Source organism: Cobetia sp. cqz5-12 (assembly GCF_016495405.1).
Lineage (GTDB): Bacteria > Pseudomonadota > Gammaproteobacteria > Pseudomonadales > Halomonadaceae > Cobetia.
The window spans coordinates 4139784-4153995 of the sequence record NZ_CP044522.1; the positions used below are offsets into that span (position 1 = coordinate 4139784).

The window sequence follows — 14212 nt, forward strand, 5'->3', positions numbered from 1 at the left end:
GAACGCCCCGCAGCCACCTCGAAAGGAGGCGATTGCGGGGCGTTTCCTTTGGTCCGCCAGACGACGCTGCGGCGACCTCGACGACAAGCCAGTACAGCGACAAGCCAGTTCAGCGATGAACCAGCTGCGACAGGCTGTCTCAGCGACGCGGTGCCGGCAACTGACGGTAGTGGCTCTGCCACATCAACACCGCCCCGGCGACGGCGCCCGGAATGAACAGCAGATTGGCCAGCGGCACCAGCGTCATGACGAACACCGCGGCACCGAAGGTCAACGAGGGCCACCAGCGCGCCTTGAGGCGCTGCTTCATGTCACCGAAGCTGACCTGATGGTTGTCCATCGGGTAGTCGAGATACTGGATCGACATGCTCCAGGCCGAGAACAGCCCCCACAACAGCGGCGAGAGCAGGTTCAGGCCCGGGATGAAGCCGATGATGAACAGCGCGATCATGCGCGGGATGAAGTAGCCCAGCTTGGCCATTTCACGCCCCAGCGAGTCGACACCGATCTTCATCAGGCCACGGTCATCATCGATCAGGGTGCCATCCAGACGATGCTCGACCTTCTCGGCCAGAATGCCGTAGAAGGGCGCGGCAATCAGGTTGGTCACCAGGCTGAAGGTGAAGAACACCACCAGCAACAGACTCACTACCAGCACCGGCCAGATCAACCAGCTGAGCCAGTCCAGCCACGCCGGTACCTTGAGCATCCAGTAATCGATCCAGCCACCGAACTGGTTGAACAACACCCACAGCGTGATGCTGTAGAGCACCAGGTTGATCGCCAGCGGTACGAATACGAAGCGGCGCAGCCCGGGGGTATAGACCATGCGGGTCCCGCGGACCAGCGCCGATACGGCATCAATCATGCGACGTCCTCGTCATCTCAAAAGAACCGGCCAGCCAGCGGGCTGACCGGAGCCACACCCTAGCACTCCCGCCTGCGCGGCGCAGCTGTCGGCCGACTGACACCGCTCGCGCTCCCACGACGCAATCGCCCCGCGGCCTGCCGGTGGGCAGGTGCGGGGCGAAAGAGGCGAAAGAGGCGACACAGGGGCAGGGAAGCGTGTCAGCTCACTTCTTGTCCAGGTCCTGCGGCTTGAGGTCATGGGTATCGGTGTGACGCACGTCCACGCCCTTGACCAGGAAGATGACGTACTCGGCCAGGTTGTCGGCGTGGTCCCCGATACGTTCCAGCGCACGCAGAATCCACATCACGTTGAGCACCGGCGTGATCTGGCGCGCGTCTTCCATCATGAAGGTCATCAGCGAGCGCATGGCGCTCTGATATTCCAGATCCACCGAGGCATCTTCACGCAGCACCTTGAGCGCCAGGTCGGTATCGAAGCGCGCGAAGGCCGTCAGGGAGTCACGCACCATGCTGCGCACGTGCTGACTGAGATGACGCACTTCGACCATGCCGCGCGGACTCTGGCCATTCTCGACCAGCGAGATGGCGTTGCGTGCGATCTTGCTCGATTCATCACCGATACGCTCGAGATCGGAGGTGGCGCGGATGACGGCCAGCACCAGGCGCAGGTCGGAGGCCGCCGGCTGACGGCGGGCCAGCACCCGAGTGCACTCGTCATCGATCTTGAGCTGCATGTCATTGACAGCCTTGTCGTTGTCGCGCACCCGCGTGGCGGTTTCACTGTCGCCTTCCAGCAATGCCGTGACGGCATCCTGCAGCTGCTTCTCTACCAGTCCGCCCATGGCCAGCAGATGTGTCTTCAGTGCATCCAGCTCGTGATTGAACTGCTCTGAGATATGCTTGCCGTGCGAATCGCTGGTGATATCCATTTCCCTCTCCCGGAAAGTCGCCCACCGAGTCAGGGGGCGTGACATGAATGACGTGACAAGTATGGCCCACTGCTGACTGACACAGCGGGCTCCCCCTCAGCATGCCGACACTTGATTGCAGTAATGTTTCACCCATGGCGCGAAAGCGGTATCTGGCCGCCATCGTCAGCAATATCAGGGCGAAAAGGCTACCTGGCTGCACATTCGCGCATGAGAACGCTAACCGAAACGCCCCGTGATGTAGTCTTCCGTCTGACGGCGCCGCGGATTGGTGAACAGCTGGTCGGTCGGGGCGAATTCCACCAGCCGGCCCTCGTGCAGGAAGGCGGTATCGTCTGACACCCGCGCGGCCTGCTGCATGTTGTGCGTGACGATGATCAGCGTCAGGCGCGAGCGCAGCGAACGGATCAGTTCCTCGATCTTGAGGGTCGAGATGGGGTCCAGCGCCGAGGCCGGTTCATCCAGCAGCAGCACCTCCGGCTCGACCGCCAGTGTCCGCGCGATCACCAGCCGCTGTTGCTGGCCCCCCGAGAGCCCCAGCGCGCTGTCGTGCAGGCGGTCCTTCACTTCTTCCCACAGCGCCGCGGAGCGCAGGCAGGCTTCGACCTTGTCATCGAGGTGGCGCTTGTCATTCTCGCCGACCAGCCGCAGTCCGAAGGCCACGTTCTCGTAGACCGACATCGGAAAGGGATTGGGCGTCTGGAAGACCATGCCGATCCGGCGGCGCAGCATCGGCACGTCCACGCCGCGCGCATGAATGTCCTCGCCCTCGAGCAGTACCTTGCCGGAAAGACGTGACTGTTCGTCGAGATCGGTCATGCGATTGAAGGTACGCAACAGACTCGACTTGCCGCAGCCGGAAGGGCCGATGAAGGCCGTCACGCGCTTGCGTGCGATCTGCAGGCTGACATCCTCCAGTGCGCGGCGTGTCTGGTTCTCCTTGCCGACACGTGCCTGATAATCGAGGCTCAGGTGACGGGTTTCCAGGCAGATGTCCTCAGCCGGCCGCGCAGGCGTCTCCTCAAGAAACAACTGGGGCTTGGGCTGTTCAGAGTCACGCCTCATTCGGTGGCTCCCTTGTAGCGTTGTGCCAGCATGTGCCGCAGGCGAATGGCACTCAGATTGAGGCATAGAATCACGACCACCAACACCAGCGCGGTCGCGTAGACCAGTGGCCGACTGCTGAAGGCATCGCTGCTCTGGAAGGCCAGATCATAGACCTGATGCCCCAGATGCATGAATTTCCGGTCCAGATGCAACCATGGAAAGCTGTCATCCAGTGGCAGATCCGGGGCCAGCTTGACCACCCCGACCAGCATCAGCGGCGCGACTTCACCCGCCGCACGCGCCACGGCCAGAATCAGCCCCGTCATCAGCGCCGGCGAGGCGGCCGGAATCACCACGCGCTTTAGCGTTTCCAGGCGTGTCGCCCCCAGCGCCAGCGCGCCTTCGCGCAGACGACGCGGCACGCGCGCCAACCCCTCTTCCGTAGCGACGATCACCACCGGCAAGGTCAGCAGGGCCAGCGTCAGCGAGGCCCACAGAATGCCGCCGGTCCCGAAGGTCGGCGTCGGCAGCCGCTCGGAGTAGAACAGCTCGTCAATTCCGGCGCCCAGCCCATAGACGAAGAAACCGAGACCGAATACGCCATAGACGATGGAGGGCACCCCGGCCAGGTTGCGCAGCGCGATGCGCGTCAGGCGCGTCAGGCGTCCCTGGTGGGCCACCTCGTGCAGATAGAGCGCCGCCATCACGCCGAAGGGCATCACCATGATCGACATCAGCACCACCATCAGCACAGTGCCGAAGATGGCGGGCCAGACGCCACCGAAGCCCTCGGTGGGCGCGCCGGCCACGAAGTCGCGGAAACGCTTGAGCGTCATCATCAGCCGGCCGCTGAAGCCCATCGCATTGGGTCGCCAGGCATTGCGGATATCATCGAGCGCGATGCGGCCTTCGTAGCCGCCATTGCCGCCCAGCAGCAACTGACCACCCGCCAGCGCATCACGCAGGGCACTCAGCTGACCTTCACGCTCGATGAAGGCGCTGCGTACCTCCACCAACTCCTCCTGCATCTCCTGTTCGAGCTCAGCGTCCTCTTGAGTCTGCGCCGCGTCGCCGTCAGCAATGGCGCTGCGCCGTGATTCGAGAGACTGCTGCAGCGCCTGATAGCGACTGCTCAAGGCTTCACTGTCCAGGCGCAGCGCCTGCAACTGGCGGCGCTCGCTCTCGATCATCTTCAGGCGCGCAAACAGCGGTTCGGCGTCCTCGGACAAGGGCCGGGCAGGCCCGTCGTCGACATCAGGCGTGTGGTCCATCTCCCCTGTCATCGGGTCACTCAGCGCCCGTGGCATGCCGTAGAGAGTGCGCCCATCGCGCATTTCCAGCATCAGCGCCTGGCTTGGGAAGGCCATCCTGTCGAGCAGCGTCTCCGGCAGCCACTGCCAGCTGGCCGCGGCCCCGTCACGCGAGGATGTCTGCAGCAACCACCATTGCTGGCGAGCGTCATCTCCCTCGCCCGAGGCGACACGGCGCATCTCCTCGTGCATCAGCTCGCCGAGCAGATGGCGATTGTCGGCCGCCGGCTCACCCCGCGTGGTGGTCAGGGCCGTAGGGCTCTGGCCAGGCTGTGCCGTCAGCTCCACCTCGACCAGCCGGGAGGGCCAGAAGTGACTGAAGGAGCCCACCACCAGCAGGCTGAGCAGACCCAGCACCAGCACCAGCGAGACACTGACCGCCATGGCATTCAGCCAGCCCCACGGGCCGCCGTCGCGCCAGTAGCGCTGCAGACGTCCGACCAGCGGCTCGCGCGGGCGCAGCAAGGAGGAGCTGGCACGCTTGGTGTCAGGATGACTCATCCCCAGCTCCCCTGATTGGGCGGCGTGAAGCGCTGTCGCAGCACTTCCGCCAGCGTATTGACCACGAAGGTGAAGACGAACAATGCCAGGGCAGCGAGGAACAGCAAGCGGTAGTGACTGCTGCCGACCTCAGCCTCCGGCAGCTCGATGGCCAGGGTCGCGGCCAGTGAGCGCAGGCCCTCGAACAGGCTGGCATCCACCAGCGGCGTATTGCCGGCCACCATCAGCACGATCATCGTCTCACCGACGGCGCGCCCCATGCCGATCATCATCGCCGAGAACAGCCCGACGGCGGCGGCAGGCAGGATGACGCGGCGCAGACTCTGCCATGGCGTCGCGCCAAGCGCCGCGGAGCCGGCGGCCAGACCGCGCGGCACCGACGAGAGGGCATCCTCGCTGAGCGTGAACAGGGTCGGCATCACCGCCAGTCCCAGCGCCATGCCGGTCACCAGGGTATTGCGCTGGGCATAGTCGATACCGTAGTGGCTGAACAGCCACTGACGGAGGTCGCCGTCGAACCACCACTGCTCGACCTGGCCGGCGATGGTCACATCCAGCCACAGCAGCACGAACAGCAGCGGCAACAGCCCGAAGGCCGCCATGTTTTCCGGCAGCAGATTGCGCCATACGCGCGGCGACAGGGTCCACAGGAAGCCGGCCACCATGGTGCCCACTGGAATCAGGATCAGCCCCAGCAACACCGCCATCAGCTCACGCTCGACGAAGGGCGCGACCACCAGGGCGGCGATGAAGCCGATCACCACGGTCGGCAGCGCCTCCATCATCTCCAGCAGCGGCTTGATACGGGAACGCTGGCGCGGTGCCATGAAGCAGGCGACATGGATGGCACAACCCAGCCCCAACGGCACGGCAAACAGCAGCCCGACCAGTGCCGCCTTGAGCGTGCCCCACATGATGGGCACCAGCGACAGACGGGGTTCGTGGGTGCCGGTGCTCTCCAGCTGCCAGATCCACTCCGGCGCAGCGCGCCCCTCATACCAGACCTTGCCGAAGATGGCGTCGAGCCCGACGGCCTGATGCGGGTCGTGTATCGCAAGCCCCGTATAGGCCTTGCCGAGCCCCTCCAGCGGTGCGTCCTGTGCGAGCTGACCGGGCAGCCTTGCCTCCCGGGGCGCCGATGCCAGCAAGCGGCGATCATCATTGCCGAATTCCAGCGCCACGCCTGCCGCGACCCGAGAGGCATCCAGCCAGTCCAGCACCTGACGGCGGCGCTCGCTGGTGGCCAGATAGAGGCCGAGGCGACCGTTGGCGTCCAGCGCGGCAAAGCCGAGGCTGTGATGGGCGGCAGCCATCGTCACCACCGGCGCCGACAGACCACTGTCAAAGACACCGGCCTTGACCAGCGGCTGCGCGTGCGCCGGCAACAGATAATGGGTCAGGCCACCGGCGGCGTCCCCGACGATCAGGCTTCTGCCGCCGCGCAGGACACTGAGCGCGGTGATCGCTGGCGATGACGCAGAGGCCACAGCGTGATGTGCCAGCTTGCGCGCCAGCGGCCTGGTTCCGGTGGAGGCCTCACTCAGTTGCCACTGGGTGAAGCCATCGCGGTCAGCGGTGACCAGCAGACCTCCCTTTAGCGAAGACAGCCTGGCCGCGCCCGGCAACCACTGTTGCTGCCACTCGGAGTGCGGAGTCTGGCTTGCTGCATCGTCATCCAGCTCGCCTGCGGAGGCGTGTGGAGATGACAAGGCCAGACGCGCCAGCCACAGGCCATCGCCATCCTCGGACGGAATGCGCAGCCACAGCTGGTCACGGCTGAGCACCAGGCTTGCCTGGCGGCGCTCAAGCCCTGCGGGAACCTCGATGGCACTGCCGCGCAGGCGCACGCCAGCGGCGGACTGCTGAACCACCTGCAGGCGATCATCCGCGAGCCAGACACCCGCCAGCGGCGAGGTGCGCGAATCCGCCGTCGAATCATCACTGGCCAGCACGGGAGGCAGCCCGTCACGCTCGGCAAGCCGCATGTCAGGCAAGGCGCTCAGCCAGTCAGGATCGGATAGCCAGTCAGGGTCGCTTAGCCAGTCAGGATCGGTCTGCGCGGCAGGCATCTGCTGGTCGCTCACTTGCTGTTCGAGCGCCTGCTGAGGAAGCGACGTGACGCTGGCGGGCTTGAGCAGCGGCCACGACACGCTGACCAGATAGGCCAGCATCACGACGACGATGACCATCACGCCCAGCCCGGCCGCTGTCAGCCACAGACTGGCAAGACGGTCATGCCGCAGGCGACGACGTTGCATTCGGGAGGCATCAACTGCCGACATGAAATATCACCACGAAAGGATTCGCGCCCTGGAGTGTCGACTCCGCAGACGCATGAAGCGGGTATGGCACCGAGATTATGTCCAAGTGATGACAGAGAGATGACAAAGGCGAATCAAAGGGCATCCACATCCTAAAGCCCCAATTGCTGACGCCAGTGCAGCAGCTGCTTTTCCGGCAGCGGCACATAGCCACCGCGCAGGATGGCCTGCTGGCCCTGGCGCGACATGATCAATGACAGGAAGGCCTGCTCCAGCGCCGGGAGCGGCTCATCCGGTACGCGATTGACGTAGATGTACAGCGCACGGGTCAGCGGATAGCGGCCATCACGAATGCTGGCCCGGCTCGGGAAGACAGCGTGGCCACCCGCCTCACGGCTGACGGACAGCTGCTTCACCAACGGCGAAGAAGTGCTGAAGCTGGCATAGCCGATGCCATTGGGCGAGGAGCCCACCGCACCGATGATGGAGGCAGAGCCCGGCTGTTCACTGACATCGAGACGGAAGTCACCACCGCACAGCGCGACACGGCGGAAGGCGCCGTAGGTGCCCGAGGTGGCACTGCGCCCGAAGCGCGTGATCTGACGGTCATTCCACTCATCACTCAGCCCGAGCTGGCCCCAGCGATTGGCCGCCTGGCCACCACAGTTGTGCGTGGCGGAGAAGATGGCATCCAGCTGCGCGATGCTGATCTCCTCCAGTGGATTGCTGCGATGCACGATGATGCCCATTGCATCCAGCGCCACGGGCACACCCAGCGGCGGATAGCCGAATTCACGCGTGAAGTCCTGACGCTCCTGGTCGCTCATCGGGCGCGACATCAGGCCGATGCGGGTAGTGCCGGCGATCAATGCCGGCGGTGCCGTCGAGGAACCCGCGGCCTGCAGCTGCACGCGCACCCCCGGATGATAGCGGCGCAGCTGGGCAGCCCATCGCGTCACCAGCACCGACAGGGTATCGGAGCCCACCGCCGTCAGGTTGCCCACCACCCCGGACGCCGGGCGATATTCGGGCACCTTGTCAGCCAGTGCCGGAGCCGAGAGCGTCGAGAGCCCCAGCAGGCAGGCAAGCGACATCAGCCGCAGCGACGGCAGCCCTGAGCGCAGGCAGATAGCGCATGAGGAGGGCACACGTGAGGAGGACACGGATGATCCGCGACGCGACGCGAACACGGCGCGAAAGCCTGAACGGACAAGCGACCCGACGGAAACTGACATGGCGACTTCCCACCAGAGAATGAACGAGATGACGATGAGACACGGAGCTGACCACGGCTTGCCGCACCCGTGGTGACGGGCAGGCGACGGTGGAACAAGGCGGCCCGTGCAGCATGGCGAAAGACAGCGAGTATCCGTCATTGCTTCGTTGAGGAACGATTCCCCATGCTGCAGCGCAAAAAATCTCCTGACAGCTCCATGTCAGTGAGGACAGTGCTTTGTCCGCCGGAGTAGGATACAGGAGATGATGAAGCCGCTGCGGCTCATCCGCCATGGTCTGCGTCGCGCTGATGCTATCGATGGCACCCGGTGACTTTCCTCGGCCATTGCCGAAGTGTCCTGTACAAGGAAGCACCCTGTGCAAGGCAGCGCCCTGCGCCAAAAGACGCACCTTTTTCAGATGGAAGGGTGCAGAAATGAAATGACCATTTTATAACAACAAGATAGCGAGTCATGACATGCAAGCTCTGGATGATATCCCGACGCCGAACGGCACACTGACGCTCAAATTGATCGCCCAGCGCCAGGACACCAATCTCTATGGCGACATCAGCGGCGGCTGGCTGATGCACCGCATGGACGAGGCCTGTGAGCTGGCCGCCGGGCGCGTCGCCCACGGGCGTACTGCCACCGTGGCCGTCGAGGGCCTCGATTTCCTGTCGCCGGTGCGTATCGGCTCGGTGGTCAATATCTTCACTCAGGTGGCCGAGGTCGGGCGCAGTTCGATCAGGCTCTCCGTCGAGGTCTGGATCCGCCCGCCGCAGGAGCGCAATCAACATGCGCTGACCAAGGTGACCGAAGCCTGCTACGTGATGGTGGCACTCGATGACAATGGCCGCATCCGTGCCGTACCGGAGCAGGCAAGCACCGCCATCATCGAGGAGCAGGACTGATCTTGAGCAAGACTGATTTTGAGCAAGACTGATTTTGAGCAAGACTGAGCCAGGCGCCTCGCCTCTCTTCCTGTCAGCCACACGCCAAGAAAAAGCCGCCCTCAGGGGCGGCTTTTTCGTCAACAATCAGTCACGCGCTCAGACAGTCCGAAAGAGACTCGCTCAGGCTTCGCCCAGCACCCGACCACGCGCATCCAGATAGGCTTGCTCACCGATGCGCGACCAGGGCGCGACCCGCTGCTGGAAGGCGCGGTAGGACTCATAGACGCGCCTGGCGTCCTCGTCCTTGGCGATGAACTCGTCCAGCACCTCGTTGGAGGCATCGAACAGTGCCGCATAGACGTCCTCGGGGAATTCACGCAGCTCCACACCGTGCTCCTCGACCAGCGAGGTCAGCGCGGTGGCGTTGCGCAGCGCGAATTCATCCACCATGGCGTGATTGGCGATTCTGGCCGCCTGGATCACCACCTGCTGCAGGTCTTCCGGCAGCGCCTGCCAGGCCTCGAGGTTGACGGTACCTTCGAGGATGGCGGAGGGCTCGTTCCAGGCCGGGGAGTAGTAATACTTGGCCACCTGATGCAGGCCGAATGCCAGATCATTGTAGGGGCCGACCCAGTCGGTGGCATCGATCACGCCGGTTTCCATCGCGGTGAAGATCTCGCTGCCCGGCAGATTGACCGCGCTGGCGCCGATGCGATTCATCACTTCGCCCGCCAGCCCCGGCAGACGAATCTTCAGACCCTTCATGTCCGCGAGACTGTTCACTTCCTTGTTGAACCAGCCGGCCATCTGGGTACCGGTGTTGCCCACCGCCAGCGGCTTGAGGTTGTGACGCGCGTAGATTTCGTCCCACAGCTTCATGCCATCACCGTGATACAGCCAGGCGTTGGTCTCGGTGGTATTCATGCCGAAGGGCACCGCGGTGAAGAACTGGGCCGCAGGCACCTTGCCCTTCCAGTAGTAGGAGGCCGAGTGGCCCATCTGGGCGGTGCCGGAGGACACGGCATCGAAGACTTCCAGCGCCGGCACCATCTCGCCGGCGCCATAGACCTTGACCTGCAGACGGCCACCGGAGAGCTGACCGATCAGACTGGCGAATTCATTGGCGCCGGTACCCAGCGCGGGGAAGTTCTTCGGCCAGGAGGTGACCATCTTCCAGTGGATGGTCTCGCCCTCGGCGGCATTGGCGGTGGACACGAAAGGCGCGGCGGCGAGACCGGCAGCACCGGCCCCCAGAGCAGAGAGAAAACGGCGGCGTTGCATGGGACGTTCCTTGTTCGAGTTGTGGGCAATGCATGACGCTGCATCGAGACAGCAGACTATCTGCCACTATGCCGCGACCCATGGATGGCCCACAACTGCACCAAGGCCGTAATGGCGCACGAATACCGCGCCCCCTGTGCCGCTTTTCACTTCTTGCCAGCGCCCCCTGTGCCGCTTTTCGCTTCTTGCCAGCGCCCGCTGTCAGCGCCTCATGTCTGCGTCTGCCATCAATGCAGGATCAGCTCAGCACTTCCAGCTTGGCAAAGCCCAGCACCAGCCACTTGTCGCCTTCGCCCTCGAAGCTGATCTGGACACGCGCGCGCTCGCCCTGGCCTTCGGCGTTGATGACCACGCCCTCGCCGAACAGCGGATGCCGTACCAGGCTGCCGAGCGAGAGTGCCGGCATGTCGCCATTGGCTTCGACACTCTCCTGACGCGGGCCGGAAGGACGACGATTCGGCGTGGCACGCTGGGTCGAGACCGGACGCGAGACCTGGCCACGCAGACGCACTTCTTCCATCAGCTCTTCCGGCAATTCACGCAGGAAGCGCGACGGCCGCTGGAAGGTCTCCTTGCCGTGCATGCGCCGCAGCTCGGCGTAGGTCAGGTAGAGGCGCTGCATGGCGCGGGTGACACCGACATAGCACAGGCGGCGCTCTTCCTCGAGACGCCCCGGCTCCTCCAGCGACATCTTGTGCGGGAACAGCCCCTCCTCGACCCCGGCGACGAATACCACCGGGAACTCAAGCCCCTTGGCGGAGTGCAGCGTCATCATCTGCACGCATTCCTCGCCTTCGGCGGCTTCGTGATCACCGGCGTCCAGCGCGGCTTCGGCGAGGAAGGGCTCCAGCGCCTCGGCGCCTTCGCTGGGGGCTTCCGGGTCCATGCGCTCGCCCTGACTGAAGGCGCGACAGGCGTTGACCAGCTCCGAGAGGTTCTCGAGGCGCGCCTGGCCCTTCTCGCCCTTCTCGGCGGCGTGATGCTCACGCAGGCCGGAGACGTGGATGACGTGCTCGACCAGCTCATGCAGCGCCATGCCGGCGGTGTCATTGTCGAGACCATCGATGATGTCGGCGAAAGCACGCACGGCGGTGGCGGCGCGCCCCTTGAGAGCACCGTCGGAGACCGCATCGCTCATCGCCTGCCACATGGTCAGATTGCCATAGCGCGCGCGCTCGCGCAGTTGCTCGACGGTACGCATGCCGATGCCGCGTGCCGGCACGTTGATCACGCGCTCCAGGGCGGCATCGTCCTCGCGGTTGTTCATCAAACGCAGATAGGCGAGCGCATTCTTGATCTCGAGACGCTCGTAGAAGCGCTGGCCACCATAGATGCGATACGGCATGCCCTGACGGATCAGCGTCTCCTCCAGCACGCGTGACTGGGCGTTGGAGCGATACAGGATCGCGATCTCGTCGCGGCTGTAACCATGCTCGTTGACCAGTTCGCGGATGGTGTCGGCGATGTAGCGCGACTCGTCAATGTCATTGAAGCCGGCATAGACACGAATGCGCTCACCGCGACCGCTGTCGGTCCACAGCTCCTTGCCCATGCGCCCGCCGTTGTGGCTGATCAGGGCGTTGGCGGCCTCCAGAATGGCACTGGAGGAGCGGTAGTTCTGCTCCAGACGCACCACGCGGGTGTTGGCGAACTCCTCGGTGAAGCGCTGGATGTTCTCGACCCGCGCGCCACGCCAGCCATAGATGGACTGGTCATCATCGCCGACCACGGTCATGCACTCACGATCACCAGCCAGCAGCTTCAACCAGGCGTACTGCAGGGTGTTGGTATCCTGGAACTCGTCGACCAGCAAGTGGGCGAAGCGCTCGCGGTAATGCGCCAGCAGATGCGGCGTGTCGCGCAGCAGCTCCAGCGAGCGCAGCAGCAGCTCGCCGAAATCGACCAGCCCGCCGCGTTCACAGGCGAGCTGATAGAGCTCGTACATCTCGACCATCTTGCCCATGTAGGCATCGCCATGGGTCTGCACCTGATGGGCGCGCAGACCTTCCTCCTTGCAGCCGGCGATGAAGTACTGGACCTGCTTGGGCGGCCAGCGCTCGTCATCGACGTTGTGCTCCTTGAGCAGCCGCTTGACCATGCGCAGCTGGTCATCGCTGTCGATGATCTGGAAGTGCTCGGGCAGGCGCGCCTCCTGCCAGTGGGTGCGCAGTAGACGGTGACTGATGGAGTGGAAGGTGCCGACCCACATGTGGCGCAGGCTGCTGCCATTGAGCGCCTCGAGACGCGTGCGCATCTCTCGCGAGGCCTTGTTGGTGAAGGTCACCGACAGGATGGCGTAGGGCGAGAACTGGTATTGGTCCATCAACCAGGCGATGCGGTGAACCAGCACACGGGTCTTGCCGGAGCCGGCGCCCGCCAGTACCAGCATGTTGCCCGGCGGCGCGGACACGGCCTCACGCTGATGCGTGTTGAGGTGATCGAGGAGGGGCGATTCAGACATGCAGGGCTCACCACAGGGCAGAGGAGTCGAGGAGCGGAGCAGCGTGAGATTCGCTGCCCCTGTTCAGGCATCCACCTTATCACAGCGGCCTGCCCTGCTCTTCCCCGCGCCGGTCTTCCTGGCACATGCGCTCCCCGCACTTGCCTTCAAGGCAGATGCCAACAGGGGCGGTGCTCAGTGGGTATCGAAGTCGTGGTCGTCGATGCGCAGGGTGGCAAGGCTCTTCTTGACCGCCTCCAGCTGCTCCTTGAGCTTGGGTCCGCGTGCCTTGGCGACACCGACCGCCAGCGTATCGACGATCACCAGGTGCGCGATACGCGAGCTCATCGGGGTGTAGATCTCGGTGTCTTCGTGCACATCGATATGCAGCGGCAGCGTGACTTCATCCGCCAGTGGCGAGCCACTCGGGCACAGCCCGATGACGGTCGCGCCGGCATCACGCGCCAGACGCACGCTGGCGATCAGTGCCTTGGTGCGGCCGGTCTGGGAGATGGCCACCACCACGTCGCGCGGCCCCAGCGTCACCGCTGACATGTTCTGCATATGCGGGTCGGTGTAGGCGGCGGTGGAGATCTGCAGGCGGAAGAACTTGTGCTGGGCATCGTGAGCCACGGCGCCCGAGGCACCATAGCCGTAGAACTCGACCCGGCTGGCGGAGGCCAGCGAGTGGATGGCGCGCGCGACGGCTTCGGCGTCCAGGCGGTCACGCACTGACAGCAGGGTGCCGATGGTGGAATCGAACAGCGAGTGCGAGAACTCGGCCACGCTGTCGGAGTCATTCATGGAGAACTGGGCGAACTGGGTGCCGGTGGCGAGGCGTTGCGCCAGCTGCAGCTTGAAATCCTGGAAGCCGGCAAAGCCCATTGCCCGACAGAAACGCACGACCGTCGGCTCACTGACCGATGACTCGCTGGCCAGATCGACGATCCGCATGTGAATCACTTCCTCCGGATGGCGAAGGACATAGCGTGCGACCTTTTGTTCAGAGCGGCGGAAATTCTCCATCCGGCTCCTCAGGTCGTCGAAGATGGCATGGCTCACGGCACACTCCTTGCAGACTTCATGGGCATGCCTGAGCTTACGTCATCCCCCCAGGGGTGTCGCCTGCACAGGCAGGCTATAGTCACAATTTTGTCAAGTGAGCTATAGTAAAACGGTGTGGCGCCAGTGAAAGCCCACATCCTTTGGATGCCATGGAGGTCGAATCATGCGTAATTCAGAGCAGGTAGATACGCTCAAGAAAGAGCTTCTCGATATTTTCATGACTCTCGGTGCCGACGAACATCAGGCCCGCAAGAAACAAAGCGCAGTCCGCCATCTCCGCGCCCGTCGTGGAATAGAATTGCACAACGAAATCAAGCGCCTAAGCGAGGATTTAAGCGACATCGAAGTGCTGGAAATGGATACTGAAAGCGATATCGACACCCACTGATTCCAGGCGG

General features: G+C 63.9%; 11 protein-coding genes. 2 read left to right on the top strand and 9 right to left on the bottom strand.

Going from position 1 to position 14212, the window contains the following annotated elements:
- Nucleotides 1-139: 139 nt before the first annotated feature.
- The 6 genes from cysZ to F8A90_RS17245 all read right to left on the bottom strand — a co-directional run bounded on the left by cysZ (nt 140) and on the right by F8A90_RS17245 (nt 8081).
- Nucleotides 140-868, bottom strand: coding sequence for a sulfate transporter CysZ (gene cysZ, locus F8A90_RS17220; RefSeq protein WP_107335789.1), 729 nt, complete (start codon nt 866-868; stop codon nt 140-142).
- Between the two features lie 205 nt (nt 869-1073).
- Nucleotides 1074-1799, bottom strand: coding sequence for a phosphate signaling complex protein PhoU (gene phoU, locus F8A90_RS17225; protein ID WP_043331737.1), 726 nt, complete (start codon nt 1797-1799; stop codon nt 1074-1076).
- Nucleotides 1800-2018: 219 nt separating this feature from the next.
- A complete protein-coding gene (gene pstB / locus F8A90_RS17230; RefSeq protein WP_200018203.1) occupies nt 2019-2864 on the bottom strand; it encodes a phosphate ABC transporter ATP-binding protein PstB in 846 nt (281 codons plus the stop codon).
- A complete protein-coding gene (gene pstA, locus F8A90_RS17235) occupies nt 2861-4657 on the bottom strand; it encodes a phosphate ABC transporter permease PstA (protein WP_200018204.1) in 1797 nt (598 codons plus the stop codon). The genes pstB and pstA overlap by 4 nt, the downstream gene beginning before the upstream one ends.
- On the bottom strand, nt 4654-6915 hold the full coding sequence (locus F8A90_RS17240; RefSeq protein WP_200018205.1) for an ABC transporter permease subunit: 2262 nt from the start codon (nt 6913-6915) through the stop codon (nt 4654-4656). Before F8A90_RS17240 ends, pstA begins: the two co-directional genes overlap by 4 nt.
- A gap of 155 nt (nt 6916-7070) precedes the next feature.
- The gene (locus F8A90_RS17245; RefSeq protein ID WP_200018206.1) at nt 7071-8081 is read right to left on the bottom strand and encodes a PstS family phosphate ABC transporter substrate-binding protein; all 1011 of its coding nucleotides are present in this window, start codon (nt 8079-8081) and stop codon (nt 7071-7073) included.
- Nucleotides 8082-8611: 530 nt separating this feature from the next.
- Here F8A90_RS17245 and F8A90_RS17250 point away from each other — a divergent pair.
- Nucleotides 8612-9046, top strand: coding sequence for an acyl-CoA thioesterase (locus F8A90_RS17250; protein ID WP_043331734.1), 435 nt, complete (start codon nt 8612-8614; stop codon nt 9044-9046).
- A 162-nt stretch (nt 9047-9208) separates the two neighbouring features.
- Here F8A90_RS17250 and F8A90_RS17255 read toward each other — a convergent pair whose 3' ends face one another.
- The 3 genes from F8A90_RS17255 to hexR all read right to left on the bottom strand — a co-directional run bounded on the left by F8A90_RS17255 (nt 9209) and on the right by hexR (nt 13811).
- Nucleotides 9209-10309 (bottom strand): TRAP transporter substrate-binding protein, encoded by a 1101-nt coding sequence (locus F8A90_RS17255; RefSeq protein ID WP_200018207.1) that lies wholly within the window; start codon nt 10307-10309, stop codon nt 9209-9211.
- Nucleotides 10310-10547: 238 nt separating this feature from the next.
- Nucleotides 10548-12770 carry a DNA helicase II gene (gene uvrD, locus F8A90_RS17260; RefSeq protein ID WP_043331731.1) on the bottom strand — a complete coding sequence of 741 codons (2223 nt, stop codon included), beginning with the start codon at nt 12768-12770 and terminating at the stop codon, nt 10548-10550.
- A 174-nt stretch (nt 12771-12944) separates the two neighbouring features.
- Nucleotides 12945-13811 carry a transcriptional regulator HexR gene (gene hexR / locus F8A90_RS17265; protein ID WP_043331730.1) on the bottom strand — a complete coding sequence of 289 codons (867 nt, stop codon included), beginning with the start codon at nt 13809-13811 and terminating at the stop codon, nt 12945-12947.
- Nucleotides 13812-13977: 166 nt separating this feature from the next.
- Here hexR and F8A90_RS17270 point away from each other — a divergent pair, with 166 nt between their 5' ends.
- Nucleotides 13978-14202, top strand: coding sequence for a PA3496 family putative envelope integrity protein (locus F8A90_RS17270; protein ID WP_043331728.1), 225 nt, complete (start codon nt 13978-13980; stop codon nt 14200-14202).
- Nucleotides 14203-14212 lie beyond the last annotated feature (10 nt).